Annotated in this window: 17 protein-coding genes; 9 read left to right on the forward strand and 8 right to left on the reverse strand. The window is 41.6% G+C overall.

Annotation, left to right across the window (positions count from 1 at the left end; translation table 11 throughout):
- Positions 1-86 precede the first annotated feature (86 nt).
- The 4 genes from VM932_RS15495 to dapF all read right to left on the reverse strand — a co-directional run bounded on the left by VM932_RS15495 (position 87) and on the right by dapF (position 3,231).
- Positions 87-734 (reverse strand): hypothetical protein, encoded by a 648-nt coding sequence (locus VM932_RS15495; protein ID WP_326279994.1) that lies wholly within the window; start codon positions 732-734, stop codon positions 87-89.
- A 160-nt stretch (positions 735-894) separates the two neighbouring features.
- Entirely contained in the window at positions 895-1,938 is a 1,044-nt protein-coding gene (gene mltG / locus VM932_RS15500; protein WP_326279996.1) for an endolytic transglycosylase MltG, read from the reverse strand.
- Positions 1,928-2,461 (reverse strand): GNAT family N-acetyltransferase, encoded by a 534-nt coding sequence (locus VM932_RS15505; RefSeq protein WP_326279998.1) that lies wholly within the window; start codon positions 2,459-2,461, stop codon positions 1,928-1,930. The genes mltG and VM932_RS15505 overlap by 11 nt, the downstream gene beginning before the upstream one ends.
- Entirely contained in the window at positions 2,449-3,231 is a 783-nt protein-coding gene (gene dapF, locus VM932_RS15510) for a diaminopimelate epimerase (protein ID WP_326280058.1), read from the reverse strand. Before dapF ends, VM932_RS15505 begins: the two co-directional genes overlap by 13 nt.
- A gap of 134 nt (positions 3,232-3,365) precedes the next feature.
- On the opposite strand from dapF, the gene VM932_RS15515 reads away from it, so the two are divergent.
- The 6 genes from VM932_RS15515 (at position 3,366) to VM932_RS15540 (ending at position 11,164) form a co-directional block, all read left to right on the forward strand.
- The gene (locus tag VM932_RS15515) at positions 3,366-4,763 is read left to right on the forward strand and encodes a trypsin-like peptidase domain-containing protein (RefSeq protein ID WP_326280000.1); all 1,398 of its coding nucleotides are present in this window, start codon (positions 3,366-3,368) and stop codon (positions 4,761-4,763) included.
- A 130-nt stretch (positions 4,764-4,893) separates the two neighbouring features.
- Positions 4,894-6,342: a glyceraldehyde-3-phosphate dehydrogenase gene (locus tag VM932_RS15520; RefSeq protein WP_326280002.1), complete on the forward strand. Its 1,449-nt coding sequence runs from the start codon at positions 4,894-4,896 to the stop codon at positions 6,340-6,342.
- 108 nt (positions 6,343-6,450) lie between these two features.
- Positions 6,451-7,056, forward strand: coding sequence for a tRNA (guanine-N1)-methyltransferase (locus tag VM932_RS15525; RefSeq protein ID WP_326280004.1), 606 nt, complete (start codon positions 6,451-6,453; stop codon positions 7,054-7,056).
- 100 nt (positions 7,057-7,156) lie between these two features.
- On the forward strand, positions 7,157-7,834 hold the full coding sequence (gene trmD, locus VM932_RS15530; protein ID WP_326280006.1) for a tRNA (guanosine(37)-N1)-methyltransferase TrmD: 678 nt from the start codon (positions 7,157-7,159) through the stop codon (positions 7,832-7,834).
- A gap of 132 nt (positions 7,835-7,966) precedes the next feature.
- A complete protein-coding gene (rplS, locus tag VM932_RS15535; protein ID WP_163627495.1) occupies positions 7,967-8,317 on the forward strand; it encodes a 50S ribosomal protein L19 in 351 nt (116 codons plus the stop codon).
- Positions 8,318-8,944: 627 nt separating this feature from the next.
- On the forward strand, positions 8,945-11,164 hold the full coding sequence (locus VM932_RS15540) for an NADP-dependent isocitrate dehydrogenase (RefSeq protein ID WP_326280008.1): 2,220 nt from the start codon (positions 8,945-8,947) through the stop codon (positions 11,162-11,164).
- A 165-nt stretch (positions 11,165-11,329) separates the two neighbouring features.
- Here the strand turns inward: VM932_RS15540 and VM932_RS15545 are convergent, their stop codons facing one another.
- Complete coding sequence (locus tag VM932_RS15545) at positions 11,330-12,649, reverse strand: GntP family permease (protein ID WP_326280010.1); 1,320 nt, start codon at positions 12,647-12,649, stop codon at positions 11,330-11,332.
- A gap of 57 nt (positions 12,650-12,706) precedes the next feature.
- On the opposite strand from VM932_RS15545, the gene VM932_RS15550 reads away from it, so the two are divergent.
- The gene (locus VM932_RS15550) at positions 12,707-12,943 is read left to right on the forward strand and encodes a DUF6095 family protein (RefSeq protein WP_293163981.1); all 237 of its coding nucleotides are present in this window, start codon (positions 12,707-12,709) and stop codon (positions 12,941-12,943) included.
- Here VM932_RS15550 and VM932_RS15555 read toward each other — a convergent pair.
- Positions 12,940-13,659 (reverse strand): DUF4294 domain-containing protein, encoded by a 720-nt coding sequence (locus tag VM932_RS15555; RefSeq protein WP_428979755.1) that lies wholly within the window; start codon positions 13,657-13,659, stop codon positions 12,940-12,942. The two genes, VM932_RS15550 and VM932_RS15555, sit on opposite strands and share 4 nt — an antisense overlap.
- A gap of 102 nt (positions 13,660-13,761) precedes the next feature.
- Between VM932_RS15555 and VM932_RS15560 the strand changes: the two genes are divergently transcribed.
- A complete protein-coding gene (locus tag VM932_RS15560) occupies positions 13,762-14,850 on the forward strand; it encodes a M42 family metallopeptidase (RefSeq protein WP_326280014.1) in 1,089 nt (362 codons plus the stop codon).
- A 435-nt stretch (positions 14,851-15,285) separates the two neighbouring features.
- A complete protein-coding gene (locus VM932_RS15565) occupies positions 15,286-15,834 on the forward strand; it encodes an NUDIX hydrolase (RefSeq protein WP_326280016.1) in 549 nt (182 codons plus the stop codon).
- On the opposite strand, the gene hisS is transcribed toward VM932_RS15565, so the two are convergent.
- Both hisS and VM932_RS15575 read right to left on the reverse strand, forming a co-directional pair.
- The gene (gene hisS, locus VM932_RS15570) at positions 15,818-17,206 is read right to left on the reverse strand and encodes a histidine--tRNA ligase (protein WP_326280019.1); all 1,389 of its coding nucleotides are present in this window, start codon (positions 17,204-17,206) and stop codon (positions 15,818-15,820) included. The genes VM932_RS15565 and hisS overlap by 17 nt on opposite strands.
- 267 nt (positions 17,207-17,473) lie before the next feature.
- On the reverse strand, positions 17,474-17,944 hold the full coding sequence (locus VM932_RS15575) for a DUF6495 family protein (protein WP_326280021.1): 471 nt from the start codon (positions 17,942-17,944) through the stop codon (positions 17,474-17,476).
- Positions 17,945-18,033: the final 89 nt, after the last annotated feature.

An 18,033-nucleotide genomic window follows, 5' to 3' on the forward strand; every position in this document is an offset into this window, starting at 1 on the left:
AAAAAATCCAGCGAAGCTAGCTTCGCTGGATTGATTTAATTATTAAAAACTGTCAACCTATTTTAGGACGACTCAATCCTTGCCAATTATACTTTGGCGTTTTTTTGTTGTTTGATATTGGAAATATCGTAACCCGCAAATTTTTTCATGTAATGCGAAATACTACTTCCGTAAGCATCGGTTACATCGTTTTGTCCATAAGACCGTAGGTATTTCTTCACGTTTCCAGCCCCTGCCAAATGTGCCGCAGCCAAAATACCGGATTCCGTTACTTTAACACCACCAATTGTTTTTCCGTTGAAGCGCTTTATGTCTCTTCTCAAAATCCACTTGTTTCGGGCAATATTAGCCTCAAAGGCCTTTTCCTGAAGTTCTGGAGTGACCAAAAATTCATCCATATCGTAAACCCCCATCAAATTCAAGGTACTACTACCAAACTGGTATTTACCCAAATAACCCAATGTGTTTACGCTATGATATTTACCCCGGGATTCTTTAAAAGCGAGTGCTTCCTTAAAGCCATTAAAGGCTTTGCCCAGAAAAGGAGGTGGTGCAACCTCGTCCTCGTCAAGAAGTGCGACGGAGCCTTGCGGTGCAAAAAACTCCAAATTGGTAGTTACCTTCAATGATTCAGGAATTTCAATATCCTTTTTATTCATTACGGTGTAAGAACCAAAACTTGTCAAAACTACGATCATGGCAAGATGCAGTATAAAACCTATCCATCTTTTCATAATGTTCATATTTGTGATCTCAATACTATATACGTATCAAAAATCAAATTGGCCGGCAAATATAGGGGGAGTTAACTTAACGGATACCCTAAAGCTCATAAAGATTTCTTAAATCAGCCTTAAAATCCGTTAAAGTGATGAAAATCAACGATAAAGAACTTTATCTCATTACTTTTTGTTGATTCAACCATCGGGTGTATTGTACTTTATTTCGGTTATGTTGCGCCAATGTCTTGGCAAACATGTGATATCCAAAGTTGGAAACATCGGCTACAAAATAGAGATAATCATGTTTTTCAGGATTCAAAACAGCGTCGATTGAAGTAATATCGGGCATGGTGATCGGACCTGGAGGAACCCCTGCATATTTATAGGTGTTGTAGGGTGAATCCATTTCCAAGTCACGGAAAAGTACTCTTTTTATAATGGTATCGTAGTTACCTGTTTCCTTTTTAATGGCATAAATAACCGTGGGGTCGGCCTGTAGTAACATGCCCCTTCTTATTCGATTCAAATAAACACCGGCCACCCGTGGACGTTCATCCACCTTGGCGGTTTCCTTTTGAACTATGGCAGCCAGAGCAGTAACCTCATTGGGAGTAAGACCTAGATTTTCGGCTTTTTGCAGGCGTTCATCGTCCCAAAAACGGTTATATTCAGTTCGCATTCTATCCCTAAAACTTTCAGCATCGGTATTCCAGAAGAACTCGTAGGTGTTTGGAATGTACATGGCCAGCTTGGTGTCTTCGTCAAACTTGGTCTCTTCCAAAAAGCTCGAATCATTAAAAGATTGAAGCAAGGAAAGACTATCCGCTTCAATTTGTTCGGAAATCCTGCCCGCCAACAGGGCCAAGGATTCTTGATTGTTAAAAGACACTTGCACAGGGATATTGGCACTGCGCAGGGTATTGATGATCTCGTTGTTGTTCATCCCTTTTTTCAAAGCATATTTTCCAGCCTTAATATTGGTAATATATCCTTTACGTTTGGCGACAGCTTCAAAAGTGGATAGATCCTTCAACAAAGGTTCCAAGGAGGTTTTTACATCGGTAAAAGATGCATCCGTTTCAATGTAAACAAATGCTTCATCATTATTGAACTGTGTATTGGGGCTAAAAATGGCACTATAAATTTGATAGGCTACAAAACCGCAGATCAACAGCCCCAGAATAGCCGTTGCCCAAAGTACTTTTTTAAGATTCATTTGAGTTGATCTTTTGATACATTATTTCGTTTTTGAACCCTTTACTGGTTCTGATCCATTCTTTTTTGATGCCAACTTCTTCAAAACCCATTTTTTGGAACAAATGGATACTTGCTTCGTTGTCTTCCAAGATATTAGCATACAATTGATGCAGGTCTAAAGTGGAAAAGGCATAATCACACAAAAGTGACAGTGCTTCCGCGCCTGCCCCCTTGTTTCTGTCCCCGGGTTTAACAATCACAATTCCAACACCTGCTCTGCGATGTTTGGGATCAAAATCGAACAAATCAATCAAACCTATGCAATCATCTTGATGATTACTGATGCTAAGTCGTAATTGTTTTACATCGTAAATATCCCTGTGGGCATTATCCAAATATAACTGAAGTACTTTTTTGGAATATGGTTTTAGAGTTCCGCTCACCTCCCAAACCGATGTGTCGTTTTCCAATTTGTACAGAAAATCGAGATCGGTGGGCTCCAAAGCCCTCAAATAGACTTGTTCTCCTTTTAGATTGAGCATTCGATGGTTCCTTTAAATACTTGTATGGCTGGGCCTTTTAAAAAGATATTGCTGTATTTCCCCTCCTTTTTTTCAAAAGCAATCGTCAAATCGCCCCCGATGGTATGAATGTGCACTTCGTTGGCAGTGGTTTTACCGGATTGGTGCATGGCCAAGGCCACAGCCGTAACACCGGTGCCGCAGGAAAAAGTCTCGCCCTCCACTCCTCTTTCGTAGGTTCTTACATCAAAACCGTTGTCTTTGGTCTGCTGCACAAAATTGATATTGCTCCCGGACTCGCCATAAATACCATAGCGGAGTTTTTTACCTTCTTTTTGCACATCAAATTTTCCCAACTCCTTCACTAGCTGAACATGATGCGGGGAACCTGTATCCAAAAAACTATGGTTCTGTTTTTCGTGGATTTTAGCTACATCGATCATCTTTAAGTTGACAATGTCCCCTTCTACCGTAGCATAGTGCAAACCATCGACCGCATTAAAAGTGGCTTCTTTATCAATTACCCCCAAATAATGGGCAAAGGCCACCAAGCAACGTCCTCCGTTTCCGCACATGCTGCTTTCGGCTCCATCGGCATTGAAGTAGACCATCTTAAAATCCGACAAATTGTCATTTTCAAGAAGTATCAACCCATCTGCTCCTATGCCAAATCTTCGGTCGCAAAGCTCCGCAACGAGCTTGGTATTGTTTTTGGGAAATACATCCTGACGATTGTCAATAATTACAAAATCGTTTCCCGTTCCTTGATATTTAAAAAACTGAAGTTCCATACGCATCTACAAAGGAACAAATATATGGGATTCTTTAAGGTTTTTTTTGGAGTTAAAACAGCGTTAAACCGACCTGATCAAGAATTAAAAACTTTTAATTTTGAAACAGCTAAACGTTAAATAATTATAGAATTATGAAGAAGATAGCGAGTTTATTGCTAGTATCTGTATTTGCAGGCGCAATTACACTGGGAGCATACAAATTATTTTTTGAAGAAGAAAACTACAAGTTTGTTACTTCGGAACAAGAAACGCCATTTGTTACCACCAGTAATATGGGTACTTCGGCCAAAGGTGCTGGAATCAACGAAGCTGATTTTACCTTGGCAGCCGAAAAAACGGTCAACTCGGTGGTACACGTAAAAAACCTCACCATTAGTAAAGGACCATCCAGCATAGCAGATTTCTTTTACGGTTTTGAACGCCAACAAACCCCACAAGTGGGAACTGGTTCAGGAGTTATTATCTCTCCTGACGGATATATCGTTACCAACAACCATGTAATCGCCAATTCCAGCCAATTGGAGGTAACCTTGAACAATAATAAATCCTACGAAGCCGAAGTTATTGGTACCGATGCCGATTCCGACATTGCCCTTTTAAAGATTGATGCCGAAGAAGAACTGCCATATTTGGCATTTGGGGATTCCGACAATACTAAAATTGGTGAATGGGTATTGGCCGTTGGCAATCCGTTTAACCTAACATCTACAGTAACCGCTGGTATTGTGAGTGCCAAAGCTAGGTCCTTGTCACCGCGAAGAGCTCAATCCTTTATACAAACCGATGCTGCCGTTAACCCTGGAAACAGTGGTGGCGCCTTGGTGAATACTAACGGTGACCTAATTGGTATTAATACAGCCATTACTTCACAAACTGGTTCTTATGTCGGGTATGCTTTTGCAGTACCCAGCAATATTGCCAAAAAAGTGGTGGAAGACATTATGGAGTTTGGCAATGTTCAAAAAGGACTTTTGGGCATTAGGGGTGGAGACCTTAATCCAGAGGTAGCTACCGAAATGGGAATAGATGATTTGGAAGGCGTTTATATTGCAAGTGTGGAAGAGGAATCTGGGGCCGAGGAAGCTGGTTTGAAGGAAGGCGATATCATAAAGCAGGTAGACAATATCCAAGTAAGCAAGTTTTCTCAACTTACGGGGTACCTTTCCTCCAAAAGACCAGGTGACAAAGTAGAGGTTACATTGAACAGGGATGGAAAAAGTCTTGTGAAAAATGTGGTCCTAAAAAAACAACTCAGTGTTGTTTTGCCCGCTACAGGATTTACGGTTAAGAACTTGTCCAAAAAAGACAGGAAAACTTTTGGGGTCTCGAAAGGTGTTAAAATCACCAATGTCCCTGAATCATATTCCAGATATGGTTTAATCAACAAGGTAATCATTGAATTGGATGGAGAACCTATAAACAACATTGATGATGCCAAGGAGCGTTTTGGCCAATTATCCAGATACGGCAGAACCAGCTTCACCATGATCAATGAAAATGGTGAAAAGGAGCACATGATACTTCAGTAAAAGTGCAGAAAAAACACTTGAAAGCGTCTTTAAACAAGGCGCTTTTTTTATACCCAATATGTTTTACGAAAACGTTTGAAATATATAATTTAGCCGAAAACAATAAACTTCACAACCGCAATCATTATCCATGAGCAACATTTCATCTTACGAAAAAGAACTTGCCTTTCAGGCAGATAGACGAAAAGCAACCACTGAATTCATAAAAATTATCAGCGATCTTTGGTACGACAAGGCCATTGAGGTGGTTTTGTTCAAAAATCAAATCATAGACAAAAATGTAAGTGACATCATTAACCTACACGAATATGCGGGCGAATTTGTTCAAAAACCCATGTCCATTTTTGACTCTGTCGAAATACTTAGGGCAATAAACGACATCAACCTCCCTCCTGCCAAACTGGACATAGGAAAATTGACCTACGAGTACCATTCCAACCAAAGTGCCCATCTTAACGTAAAGGCCTTTGTTATCGACAAACTAAAGGATGCACAATCTTCCAAGACCATTAAACCTAAAGATGTAGTGCTTTATGGTTTTGGGCGCATTGGCCGTTTGGTGGCGCGAGAGCTTATGGCAAAAACCGGTCGTGGTAGCCAGCTAAGGTTGCGCGCCGTTGTTATTCGAGGTGAATTGAACAAAGAAGTCCTTGAAAAAAGGGCTGCACTTCTTAAAACTGACTCGGTACACGGCCCTTTTACCGGTACTGTGGATGTTGACGAAGAAAAACAGGCTCTCGTTATCAATGGAACCACGGTGAATTTCATTAGCGCAAATCGACCAGAGGATATTGACTACACCAAATATGGAATCTACAATGCCCTGGTCATAGACAATACAGGAGCTTTTAGGGACAACAAGGAACTATCCAGACACCTAAAATCAAAAGGGGCCAGCAAAGTATTGCTTACCGCACCCGGTAAAGAAGTACCCAACATTGTGCACGGGGTTAACCATACCGACTTTGACCCCGATAAAACCAAGATCTATTCAGCCGCATCGTGCACCACAAATGCCATTACCCCAATTTTAAAAGTGGTCGAAGATTCCTTGGGCATCAAAAAAGGGCATTTGGAGACTATCCACGCTTATACAAACGACCAAAATTTGGTGGATAACATGCACAAAAAGTACCGCCGCGGCCGTGCAGCAGCCCTCAACATGGTGATTACCGAAACAGGGGCCGGTTCGGCCGTTGCCAAGGCACTCCCATCATTAAAGGGAAAACTTACCTCAAATGCAATCAGGGTTCCAGTTCCCAATGGTTCATTGGCCATTCTTAATTTGGAGGTAAAGAACAAAACATCCAAAGAGGGTATTGATACCATCATAAAAAAATATGCGCTGGAAGGTGATTTGGTGGAACAAATCAAATATGCTTTGAGCAATGAATTGGTTTCTTCGGATATTGTAGGAACCACGGCACCATCAATTTATGACAGTAAAGCCACCATTGTTTCGCCCGGAGGTAAAAATGTTGTGCTCTATATTTGGTACGATAATGAGTATGGATATTCCCATCAAGTGGTTCGATTGGCAAAATATATAGCGAAAGTTAGGCGTTATACGTATTATTAGTAGGGTACGAATTTGTTGAAAGAAGCAGTTTTCTTTTTTGAAATTTGCTATATTGATGTAATTTCGTTCCACCCTTAATCTAAATTTAATACGAGAACATTATTGAACATGAAGTATTTACGCATTTTATTTGCCTTAGCCTTACTTATCCCGTCCATCGCTATCCATGCCCAGGAGGAGGAATCTACCGATGAAGTAGACAATACCCTAAGGGGACAATTGGAAGAGTTGGAAAAAAAGTCGGGAAACTACCGGGCCAATGGTATCCGTTATGAAGTCGTTAAGTTGTCAGATCTCTATGAAACCAAGAAGAACATTTTTGACTCCATAGAAACTGCCAACAAAACCATCAAAGATTTATCGGCTACCATTACGGCCAACGATGCCGAAATAGAGGACCTTAACGGTAAATTGCAGGAAACCACCAATAAACTAAACGCTGTTACCGAAGAAAAGGACAGTATTTCATTTTTTGGTGCCCTGATCAGCAAAGGAACCTATAATTTTATTCTGTGGTCCATCATTTTCGGACTGTTGTTGCTTTTGCTGTTCTTTATCTACCGATTTAGAAATAGTAATTTCTTAACGCAACAAGCCAAATCCGCCCTTGCCGATTTAGAGGAAGAATACCAAAACCATAGGCGACGTGCCCTGGAACGTGAACAAAAAATCAGTCGCCAGCTTCAAGATGAGCTGAACAAGCAAAAAAAATAAGAATCAAGGCTTCCAAAACGGAGGCCTTTCTTTTTTATGCAACAGTTATTAATAGCTTTCATTACTTTTGGGGTGAATTAATTGTCAAGCAACAACGTCCATGCGCATCGACATTATAACCGTGCTTCCCGAGCTTTTAAAAAGCCCTTTTGAAGCCTCCATTTTAAAAAGAGCGATAGAAAAAGGATTGGTAGAGGTGCATCTTCACAATCTGAGGGACTACGCCTCTGGAAACTACAAACAGATAGATGATTATCAGTTTGGAGGCGGTGCAGGCATGGTGATGATGATAGAACCCATCGATAAATGCATTTCCCAACTCAAATCCGAAAGGGAGTACGACGAAGTCATTTACATGACGCCAGATGGCAACACGCTCAACCAGGGAATGGCCAATGAGGTTTCCATGAAAAAGAACATTATTGTGCTTTGTGGTCATTACAAAGGTGTGGACCAACGGGTCAGGGATATGTTTGTTACCCGTGAGATTTCCATTGGAGATTATGTGTTGTCTGGAGGTGAACTTGCGGCCGCCATATTGTGCGATGCCGTAATTCGATTGTTGCCTGGCGTTTTGAATGATGAAACCTCTGCCCTTACCGATACGTTTCAGGATAATCTATTGGCTCCGCCCGTATACACACGCCCGGCGGATTACAAAGGTAAAGAGGTGCCTAGAATTCTATTGAGCGGCAACTTCCCCGAGATTGAAAAATGGCGGGAACAACAAGCTTTGGAGCGCACCCAGCAAAGAAGACCCGACCTTTTGGAGAAATAAAGCGATCAGGAGTCCAAAAACAAAAAAACCACTTGTTATTTATAAATATTGCATTACTTTTGCAATCTCAAAATCAACCTCTGACGAAATCCGTGAAAGTTGGTCTTGTAAAAAACGCTAAAAAAAACAAAAATGGAATCCTTAGTAAAATTTGTTGAAGACGAATTTGTTCCAAAAAAAGAATTTCCAAAATTTTCAGCTGGTGATACCATCACTGTTTATTACGAAATCAAAGAAGGTGAAAAAACACGTACCCAGTTCTTTAAAGGTGTAGTGATACAACGCAGAGGGAGCGGTGCAACAGAAACCTTTACCATCCGTAAAATGTCCGGTACCGTTGGTGTGGAAAGAATTTTCCCCGTAAACATGCCGGCTTTGCAAAGAATTGAAGTAAACAAAAAAGGTAAAGTACGTAGATCTAGAATCTTCTACTTTAGAGGTCTTACCGGTAAAAAGGCCCGTATCAAAGAAGTTAAGGGATAACAATAAGCCCATACAACAAGAGAAAGCACCCAAAATGGGTGCTTTTTTTATGAACAATTGTTAATAACCTTAGTTTATATCATGTTGATTATTAATGCTTTGAAAAGTTGCTAAATTTAATGTTACGCTTTACTTTAGTCCAAGATATGATGGTGATACCATCACGGTCATATCAACTTTTAAAGTTGACGTTCTTTAAAACTGTGGATTCCCTTTTATTTGGTAACACTACTGATCACAAAAGGAATTTCGATTTGGGAAGTGCTTTGGCAGAACCCAATAAGAAATAATAAATTTTATGTGCGAATGGAAGAGCAATTTTCCATTTTGATAAAATTTAGGAATACAACAGCACGCTTTGCAAAATGTAGTTTAGTTGAAAAATTAAAAACATAGCAGCGTATAAACGTCGAAAGGGCGAAAGATGTAATCTAATTAGATTGCAGTTTTGGTACCACCAAACAAATCTTGAGTCCTATCTGAAAGCCATATCTTTTGTAAAAAAAATGATATGGCTTTTGTTTTTTTCACAAATTCTTATCAAAAGCACACACTTTTAGCCACTTCCATTCGTGCTTCACGGCCCATAAATCGTATATTTGCAACCGCTCAAACAAATACATATAAATGGCTAAACTTTATTATACCAAAACAGACGAGGCTCCTGCCTTAGCAACATTATCATTCTTACCCATTGTAAAATCTTTTACCGAAACCGCCAATATTGCCGTAGAAACCAAGGATATTTCTTTGGCCGGTAGAATTGCCGCCGTGTTTCCGGAATTGTTGAACGAGGAACAACAAGTCCCTGATGATTTGTCCATTTTGGGAGAATTGGCCAAAACTCCTGAGGCCAACATCATAAAATTGCCCAACATCAGTGCTTCCATCCCCCAGTTGAAAGAAGCCATTGAGGAATTACAAAAAAAAGGGTACAAGCTACCTGATTACCCTGATGAGCCCAGAACGGACGAAGAAAAAAACATTAAGGCCAAATACGACAAAGTAAAAGGTAGCGCGGTAAACCCGGTGCTTCGTGAGGGCAACTCGGACAGACGCGCTCCAAAAGCCGTTAAAAACTACGCCAAAGCTCACCCACATACCATGGGCGAATGGTCTTCGGATTCCAAAACCCACGTAGCTACCATGTCTCATGGTGACTTTAAGGCCAATGAAAAATCGTTGACCATGGCCCATGCCGAAGATATCCGAATTGAATTAGTGGACACAGCGGGCAATACAACCGTGCTTAAAGATAAACTTTCCCTGTTGCAAGGTGAGGTTATCGATGCCACGGTGATGAGCAAAAAAGCATTGGTAGATTTCTTGACCAAAGAAATCGCCGATGCCAGAGAAAAAAACATCTTGCTTTCCTTGCACTTTAAGGCTACTATGATGAAGGTTTCTGACCCCATTATTTTTGGACATGCGTTGAAAGTATATTTTTCTGAATTGTTCAAAAACTACGGAGATACTTTTGAAAAATTGGGAATCAACCCCAACAATGGCCTAGAGACTTTGTTGGACAAAATCGGGGAACTGCCCAAAGAGCAGCACAGAGAAATTGAAGACGCCATCAAATCCAGCATAGGAAACGGACCCGATTTGGCCATGGTAAATTCCGACAAGGGCATTACCAACCTACACGTACCAAGTGATGTGATCATTGACGCCTCCATGCCTGCCATGATTAGGAACTCCGGTAAAATGTGGGACAAAAACGGAGAGCTTCAAGATACCAAGGCCATTATTCCAGACAGTAGTTACTCTGGAGTTTATCAAGCCACTATCGATTTTTGTAAAGAAAACGGTGCTTTCGACCCTAAAACCATGGGAACTGTACCCAATGTAGGTTTAATGGCCCAAAAAGCAGAGGAATACGGTTCACACGACAAAACTTTCGAAATTGAAAAAGCTGGAACCGTAAAAGTAGTCAACACAGCTGGCGAAACATTGATTGAACACGCTGTTGAGGAAGGCGATATTTGGAGAATGTGCCAAGTAAAGGATGCTCCCGTACAGGATTGGGTCAAATTAGCCGTATCCCGTGCCAGGGCCACCAATACTCCAGCCGTTTTTTGGTTGGATGAAAACAGGGCACACGATGCCGAATTGATCAAAAAAGTAAACCTTTACCTAAAGGACCACGATACAAATGGACTGGACATCAGAATCCTTTCCCCCATCGAAGCTACCAAGTTCACCTTGAAGCGCATGAAGGAAGGAAAAGATACCATCTCCGTATCCGGTAACGTGTTGAGGGACTACCTGACCGACCTCTTCCCTATTTTGGAAGTTGGAACAAGTGCAAAAATGTTATCCATTGTTCCATTGATGAACGGCGGTGGGTTGTTCGAGACCGGTGCCGGTGGTTCCGCTCCAAAACACGTAGAACAATTCTTGGAAGAAGGTCACCTTAGATGGGATTCCCTTGGGGAGTTCTTGGCACTAGCTGTTTCTTTGGAATTCTTTGGAGAAAAGAACAACAATACAAAAGCCCAAGTTTTAGCTGATGCATTGGATAAGGCTACTGAAGAATTCTTGAACCAAGACAGATCACCATCCAGAAAAGTAAACGAACTGGATACTCGTGGAAGCCACTTCTACTTAGCACTTTACTGGGCCGAAGAATTGGCCAAACAAGATAAGGATACGGAGCTAAAATCTGTATTTAGCAAAGTGTACGATGCAATGTCTGCCAACGAGGAGAAAATCGCACAAGAATTGATAGATGCGCAAGGTTCCCCTGTGGATATTGGAGGTTACTACCTTCCAAACCCAGAAATGGCTTCAAAAGCTATGCGACCCAGTGAAACCTTGAACAAAATTCTAAGTACAATAGGATAAACAATAACTGCTTTATGCTCAAGGAGGTATAAAAAGCCTGTTGTCCGTCAGATCGAGTGCAGTCGAGAACCTAAAATGTTTTGATAATCAATAGGTTTCGACTGTGCTCAACCTGATAAAATTGAAATTTACCTGCCTTTGGACCTTTGGGCATTACTTTTTGCATCAAACAACAAAGTACAACAACAAAATCATCAAAATACCTACTGTACCCTGAAGCAATGTGCCCATGGTATGACCCCGCAAAGCAGTTTTCACATTCATGTTGGAAAATTGGGAAACTACCCAAAAATAGCTGTCGTTAATGTGGGAAACCGTCATGGCCCCAGCCCCAATGGCAAGAACGGCCAATGCTTTATCTGTAATAGAAACCAGTCCAAAAGTTTCCAATAGCGGAGCAATAATGGCCGAAGTGGTAATAATGGCTACTGTTGATGACCCTTGAGCGGTTTTAAGCACGGCTGCAATCACAAAAGCAATCAAAAGTCCACCAATACCTGTACTGGATTCCAGATTGATGATTGAAGCAATATCCATGGTACGGAGAATGGCTCCAAAGGCCCCTCCTGTACCAGTTATGAGCACAATGGCACCTGCCTGCTTAAAAGCTTCGGGCACCCACTCTTTTTTTTCTTCGGACGGAACATTTCTGCTCAAGGCAAAAGCAAAGAAAACACCGATCAACAATGCGATGACAGGATTACCAAAAAAATCAAAAACACGGAACAACCAGCCTTCTCCCAAAGGGTGCGTCGGATAATCCACGATGGATTTCATGGCAATCAGAATTATGGGAACGAGCAACGGAAGAAAAGCTTGAAATGGTTTTACCGTAGATTGAATTGCTTCTTTTTCTTCATATAAATGGGCAGTTTCATCTTCCTTTAAAGATCTACCTATGAACCGTGCCCAAAAATAGCCTGAAACGGAAACGGGTATCGCAACCAACAGCCCAAAGATGAGCACCATGCCCAAATCGGCATCTAAAATGGCTGCCGCTGCCAACGGTCCGGGTGTTGGTGGTACAAAAACATGGGCAGAATACAAACCTGTGGCCAATGCAATGGCAAAAACCAAGGCTGGGATGCCCGTTTTTTTGCTGATGGCTTTATTTAATGAAGAAAGAATAATGTAGCCCGAATCGCAATACACCGGAATGGAAATTACAAATCCAGCCAAATTCATCGCCAATGGGGAACGTTTTAAGCCAATCACTTTTAAGATGCTGTTGGCAAGAACTTGTGTGCTCCCAGTTTTTTCGAGATAAACTCCGATTACCGTTCCAAAAGCGATGACCAACCCAATACCCGAAAGGGTTTTTCCAAAACCCTCGGCCATATTGGACATGATGTTTTTGGGTGTTATCCCCAACAAAAAACCAGAAGCCACAGCAGCAATGGTCAGGGAGAAAACGGGATGCATCTTAAATTTTACGGTAGCAATAATAATGAAGAGGACGACAACTCCAAGAACTAGTATTTCCATGGTCAATTTTTGGCGCTATTTGCTCTAAATATAAGCTAATATTCCTACTTTGGCCCCATGAGGCGAACTAACAAGGAACTTCTGGTAAAAGGAATAAAATCGTTTGGCTACACCGTGCTTGCCATGTTTATGGGGCCATTTTTAATCTACGAAGCCTTTAAAAATGAAGGGCACCCCTTTTATTGGCCTGTGTTGATATTAGGGTTTATTTGTGCTGCTTTGGCAATTTATTTAGGTTTTCGTTCAGTAAGCATTGTAATGGAGGCCATTTTCGGTAAGAAACCCAAAAACTAGTTGCCCGTGCTGGGCGGTCTGCTTTTCCATTTATTGGTGAGTTGGGCATAATCATAATCCAAGACCGATTCTTGTCGTTCCAACCTGCTCGCTGCAAAAGCACGTTGCAGAATGTCCTCTATTAAATAATCCTCATGAATTTCTTCGGGCTGGAACTCTTCCTTTAAACTGATCTTGAACAAACTTGCCGTGGTGTTGTACCAAAATGCCCGCCAACCGCTACGGAGTTCCTTTACCAAATCAAAGGCTGTTGTTCCTGTTTGACGATGAATCAGTTTTACCAAAATCTGTCCTTCGGTACGGGTCAGTTTTTTTAACTCTTCGGAAAACTCCCCTTCAATATACTTTTGCACTTTTCGGGTATAACGCCTTTGATGTCTACGCTTTTTTATGAGTTGTAAGCTATCGTTGAGCTCTACCAATCGTTCTGCGGCCAACTTGGCGTAAGGGTACACCTTCAAGGTTTTTCGTCGTAGAATGTAATAGCGAAGTTTATCATTACGGTTCGTGAACTCCAGTTTTCCAAAAATGTAGACTTCGTCAAGTTCAATGGAGCTCATCAAAATGGAGTCACCCTCAAACCGGACATAATAATCCTCAATGGAATCGTTGGCAATGGAATCCTTGGGGTTCATCAACGAATCCTTTTGCGGTTCCTGAGCTAACCCAAGGGCGTTAATTGCCAGAAAAACAACAAGAAAACAGTTACGCAGCATAACATTTCTTTCGCAATAGTCTTGCCAAAAGTAAGTATAAAGGTGTGATTTGGCTATTAAATAAAAGTGAATATTCTTATGTTTGCGTACTAAATCAGATACATGGCAAAAGAGAAGATTATCAACGAAAAATCCCTTGAATTTTTAGAAAAATACTTGAACAATCCATCCCCGACAGGTTACGAGTGGGAAGGGCAGAAAATTTGGATGGACTACGTAAAACCTTATGTGGACGAATTTATTACTGACACCTACGGAACTGCAGTAGCCGTTATAAATCCAGATGCCAAATACAAGGTTGTTATCGAGGGGCATTCCGATGAAATTTCTTGGTACGTTAACTATATCACCGATGAAGGTCTTCTTTACGTTATCCGAAATGGAGGAAGCGATCATCAAATTGCTCCATCTAAATGGGTAAACATCCATACCAAAAATGGTATTGTAAAAGGTGTTTTCGGATGGCCGGCCATCCACACAAGGGACAAGGCCAAGGAAGAACCACCGAAATTGGACAACATTTTTATAGATGTCGGTGCCAAGGATAAAGAGGAAGTGGAAAAAATGGGCGTTCACGTAGGATGTGTAATCACTTACCCCGACAATTTCCAGATTCTGAACAAGGACAAGTTTGTTTGTAGGGCTTTGGACAACCGTATGGGCGGTTTTATGATTGCCGAAGTGGCCCGTTTGCTCAAAAAGAACAAAAAAGAGCTTCCTTTTGGATTGTACATCACCAATTCGGTGCAGGAAGAGATTGGACTTCGAGGTGCAGAAATGATCACACAGACCATTAAGCCCAATGTGGCCATTGTAACGGATGTTTGCCACGATACCACTACTCCCATGATCAATAAAAAGACGGAGGGTGAGACCAAGATTGGCGACGGTCCCGTTATCTCGTACGCACCTGCAGTACAGAACAAATTGCGGGAGCGCATTATTGAAACTGCGGAATCCAACAAAATTCCATTCCAGCGCAACGCTTCGTCCCGATATACAGGTACGGACACCGATGCTTTTGCCTATAGCAATGGTGGTGTCGCCTCTGCTTTGATATCGTTGCCGTTACGCTACATGCACACTACGGTAGAAACGGTCCACAAGGATGATGTGGAGAACGTTATCCGTTTGATTTACGAAACCTTGCTGAACATTAAAGCGGGAGAAACCTTCAGCTATTTTGATTAAACTTGTCATTTCGAACGGATGTGAGAAATCTCACGCTTAGATTTCTCAATCGATAATTTCAAATGACACAAAAATCTTAAAGCATCGTAATCCGAATATAGGCTGCGATGCTTTTTTGTTTTGGATTGATGCTCATTCCGAGCTGTTTTGAACGGAGTCAAAGGGAGCACGAAGAATCCGTCACCTTGTCCCGATAACTATCGGGATAGTTTCAGGGGCTTACAACGAATGGATTCCTGCCTGTTTATCCCGTTGAAGAACGGGACGCAGGAATAACACTAGCACCTGTCATCCTATGTTTGACCTGTCATCCTATGTTTGACCTGTCATCCTATGTTTGTAAGAGGATGACAAAGAGAAACATAAAACCGGTTTCAAGAAATTATATTCCATCTCGACTCCGCTCCATGTGACAATTTCTTATCTTTATGTAATATGGATGAGCGTGTTGACATTTTGGACGAACGAGGAAAACCAACAGGGGAATCCTGTTTAAAATCTGAAGCACACCGCAAAGGTTTACTACATCCCACTGTTCATGTTTGGCTGTACACACCCGATGGTCGTGTACTGATTCAACAACGAGGCAAAAACAAAGCTACCCATTCCCTACATTGGGATGTTTCGGTTGCCGGGCACGTGGCTGCGGGGGAAAAAATCATTTCAGCAGCTATCAGGGAAGTTGAAGAGGAAATAGGTATTCAGGTTTCAGAAACCGAATTGGAATCCCTTGGTACTTTTAAGGCCGTGCACAAAATTTCCGAAGATTTTATAGATGCAGAGCTGCATCACATTTTTTTGTGCAAGCTAAACGTCCCGTTGAGCCAACTTACCAAACAGGAAAGCGAGGTTGAAGATTTGGCCTTGGTGCCTCTTTTTAAATTTGCCGAAGAAACTTGGGGCTTGGCCACTACTGGAAAATACGTTCCCCACGGCCCTACCTATTACAAAACCATCATCAAGGAAATCAAACGAAGGACTTGATTTTTTTCGCAAATTCTTCGAGCGAATCCAGAGCGTAGTCGTTTTGGTCGCCTGTCTTCATGTTCTTGACCACAAATTTATCATTGGTCAATTCTTGGTCTCCCAAAAGTATCACGTAGGGAACTCCCCTTTTATCAGCATACTTAAACTGCTTCTGTACCTTGGCATCCGTTGGGTATAAATCGGCTCTTAGTCCTTGCTTACGCAGACCAGATACCAATTTTAAGGCTGCCAATCCCTCTTTTTTTCCAAAATTGAGGCAAAGTACGTCCAAAGAAATATCCAAGCTATCTGGGAAAAGATTCAATTCTTCCAAAACCAGGTAAATACGGTCCAATCCGAAGGAAATACCCACACCGCTCACATCTTTCAGTCCAAAAATGCCCGTAAGGTCATCATAACGTCCACCTCCACCAATGGAACCCATTTTTACGCCTTCGGGCGCTGCCACCTCAAAAATGGCACCAGTGTAATAATTGAGCCCGCGGGCCAGCATAACATCCAGCTGCAAACTGGCCGACTGCAACCCAACCATTTCCACGGTTGAAATAATCTCTTCCAATTCTAAGACACCCAGCATTCCTACTTCAGAATCTGCTAGGATGGTTTTTAGTTTTTCCAATTGTTCGGAAGCGGTTCCCTTGATATCGAACAAAGGCTGTGCTTTGGCAATAGCAGCTTCGGAAATGCCTTTTTCCATCATCTCTGCTTTAACTTTCTCCTCTCCTATTTTATCCAACTTATCCAAGGCCACAGTAAAATCTACCAATAAATGTTTGGCTCCGATGACTTCCGCAATCCCAGAAAGTATTTTTCGGTTGTTGATTTTGATGGTGACACCTTTCAGTCCCAAATCGGTGAAAACGGCATCATAGAGTTGTACAAATTCCACTTCTTGAAGTAAGGAATTGGCGCCAACGACATCGGCATCACATTGGTAAAACTCACGGAAACGCCCTTTTTGCGGACGGTCTGCACGCCACACAGGCTGAATTTGATACCGCTTGAACGGAAAATCAATTTCATTCTGGCGCATAACCACATAGCGGGCAAAGGGCACGGTAAGATCGTAGCGCAGGGCTTTTTCGGAAATCTTGGGCGTCAATGAGGCTGAATTCTTGGAACTATAGGTTACATCATCCACTTTGGAAATAAAGTCTCCCGAATTCAATATTTTAAATATCAAACGGTCGCCTTCATCCCCATATTTACCCATCAGGGTTTCCGAATTTTCGAAAGAAGGAGTCTCAATCGGCTGAAAACCATAAGTTTCAAAATGTTTTTTTATGGTTTGGATGATATAGTTACGCTTGGACACCTCTGCAGGTGAAAAATCTCGGGTTCCTTTGGGTATGGATGGTTTCTTTGCCATGTGGTGTAAAATTCTCGTGCAAATATACGTTTTAGGTTGAAGAACTCAGTAAATAGGAAGCATTGAGCAGTCAAAGGTTTCAGGCACCAAATCCCAAATTCCAATAACCTAGCAACAAAATAACCCCGTAGTCAGTATGCTGTTGGCACTAATCATGTGCGTTTATTTTCTATTTGCTATTTTCATGTATCCCATGCTTAACACGAATGGCACGAATGACCACAAACTTTGGGCTTGATTCTTGAACTTGGTCTTGAAAATTGATGATCATTCCATTATCTGCTCAAACCATTGGTACAGTTCCCCTTTGGTGATAACGGCTCCTTGTTTGATCAATTCGAACTTATCCACATTTTTATCCTCTCCGTAAGCCTTGGAAGCTGTAAGGTATTCCACAAAATCGGATTGATAGTTGCGCTTGAACCAACCAAAGCCGATCTCCGTTCTTAAATCAATCTCCGGATTCATGACCTTAACAGAAAGGAGCTTCATTTCTTTATCCGTTAAGTGGAACAAATGCATGTGCCGTTCGGAAATGTTCTCCAAATATTCCACTTTGCTCAACACCCCTTCCCAAATCAAATCGCTAAAAACGTCTATTTCCTCCTCGGCAACCTCTGGTTTTTCCTTTTTTAAGTTATCCCACTCATCAGCGGTGATGGATTGGGTCGCGAGAAAGTTAATAAATTCGGGATGTAATTCCTCAAGTTGCTCCTTGGTCAATCGTCTATATTTCATGCTGCAAAAATATAAAAGGCTAGGGAAAACCACCGTGTTTTTGACTCAAGAAAACCGTCGAATCCTTGAATTCATTACAATTTCTTTAA

It is taken from the genome of Flagellimonas halotolerans, assembly GCF_035818535.1.
Lineage (GTDB): Bacteria > Bacteroidota > Bacteroidia > Flavobacteriales > Flavobacteriaceae > Flagellimonas > Flagellimonas halotolerans.

Bases quoted from the DNA above. Each gene is read 5' to 3' on its own strand.
- VM932_RS15505 (WP_326279998.1), bottom strand. From the start codon at position 2,461: ATGCTCAATCTAAAAGGAGAACAAGTCTATTTGAGGGCTTTGGAGCCC.
- VM932_RS15495 (WP_326279994.1), bottom strand. From the start codon at position 734: ATGAAAAGATGGATAGGTTTTATACTGCATCTTGCCATGATCGTAGTT.
- dapF (WP_326280058.1), bottom strand. From the start codon at position 3,231: ATGGAACTTCAGTTTTTTAAATATCAAGGAACGGGAAACGATTTTGTA.
- VM932_RS15550 (WP_293163981.1), top strand. From the start codon at position 12,707: ATGAGGCGAACTAACAAGGAACTTCTGGTAAAAGGAATAAAATCGTTT.
- VM932_RS15540 (WP_326280008.1), top strand. From the start codon at position 8,945: ATGGCTAAACTTTATTATACCAAAACAGACGAGGCTCCTGCCTTAGCA.
- VM932_RS15525 (WP_326280004.1), top strand. From the start codon at position 6,451: ATGAAGTATTTACGCATTTTATTTGCCTTAGCCTTACTTATCCCGTCC.
- VM932_RS15555 (WP_428979755.1), bottom strand. From the start codon at position 13,659: ATGCTGCGTAACTGTTTTCTTGTTGTTTTTCTGGCAATTAACGCCCTT.
- hisS (WP_326280019.1), bottom strand. From the start codon at position 17,206: ATGGCAAAGAAACCATCCATACCCAAAGGAACCCGAGATTTTTCACCT.
- VM932_RS15575 (WP_326280021.1), bottom strand. From the start codon at position 17,944: ATGAAATATAGACGATTGACCAAGGAGCAACTTGAGGAATTACATCCC.
- VM932_RS15515 (WP_326280000.1), top strand. From the start codon at position 3,366: ATGAAGAAGATAGCGAGTTTATTGCTAGTATCTGTATTTGCAGGCGCA.
- trmD (WP_326280006.1), top strand. From the start codon at position 7,157: ATGCGCATCGACATTATAACCGTGCTTCCCGAGCTTTTAAAAAGCCCT.
- rplS (WP_163627495.1), top strand. From the start codon at position 7,967: ATGGAATCCTTAGTAAAATTTGTTGAAGACGAATTTGTTCCAAAAAAA.
- VM932_RS15520 (WP_326280002.1), top strand. From the start codon at position 4,894: ATGAGCAACATTTCATCTTACGAAAAAGAACTTGCCTTTCAGGCAGAT.
- VM932_RS15560 (WP_326280014.1), top strand. From the start codon at position 13,762: ATGGCAAAAGAGAAGATTATCAACGAAAAATCCCTTGAATTTTTAGAA.
- VM932_RS15545 (WP_326280010.1), bottom strand. From the start codon at position 12,649: ATGGAAATACTAGTTCTTGGAGTTGTCGTCCTCTTCATTATTATTGCT.
- VM932_RS15565 (WP_326280016.1), top strand. From the start codon at position 15,286: ATGGATGAGCGTGTTGACATTTTGGACGAACGAGGAAAACCAACAGGG.
- mltG (WP_326279996.1), bottom strand. From the start codon at position 1,938: ATGAATCTTAAAAAAGTACTTTGGGCAACGGCTATTCTGGGGCTGTTG.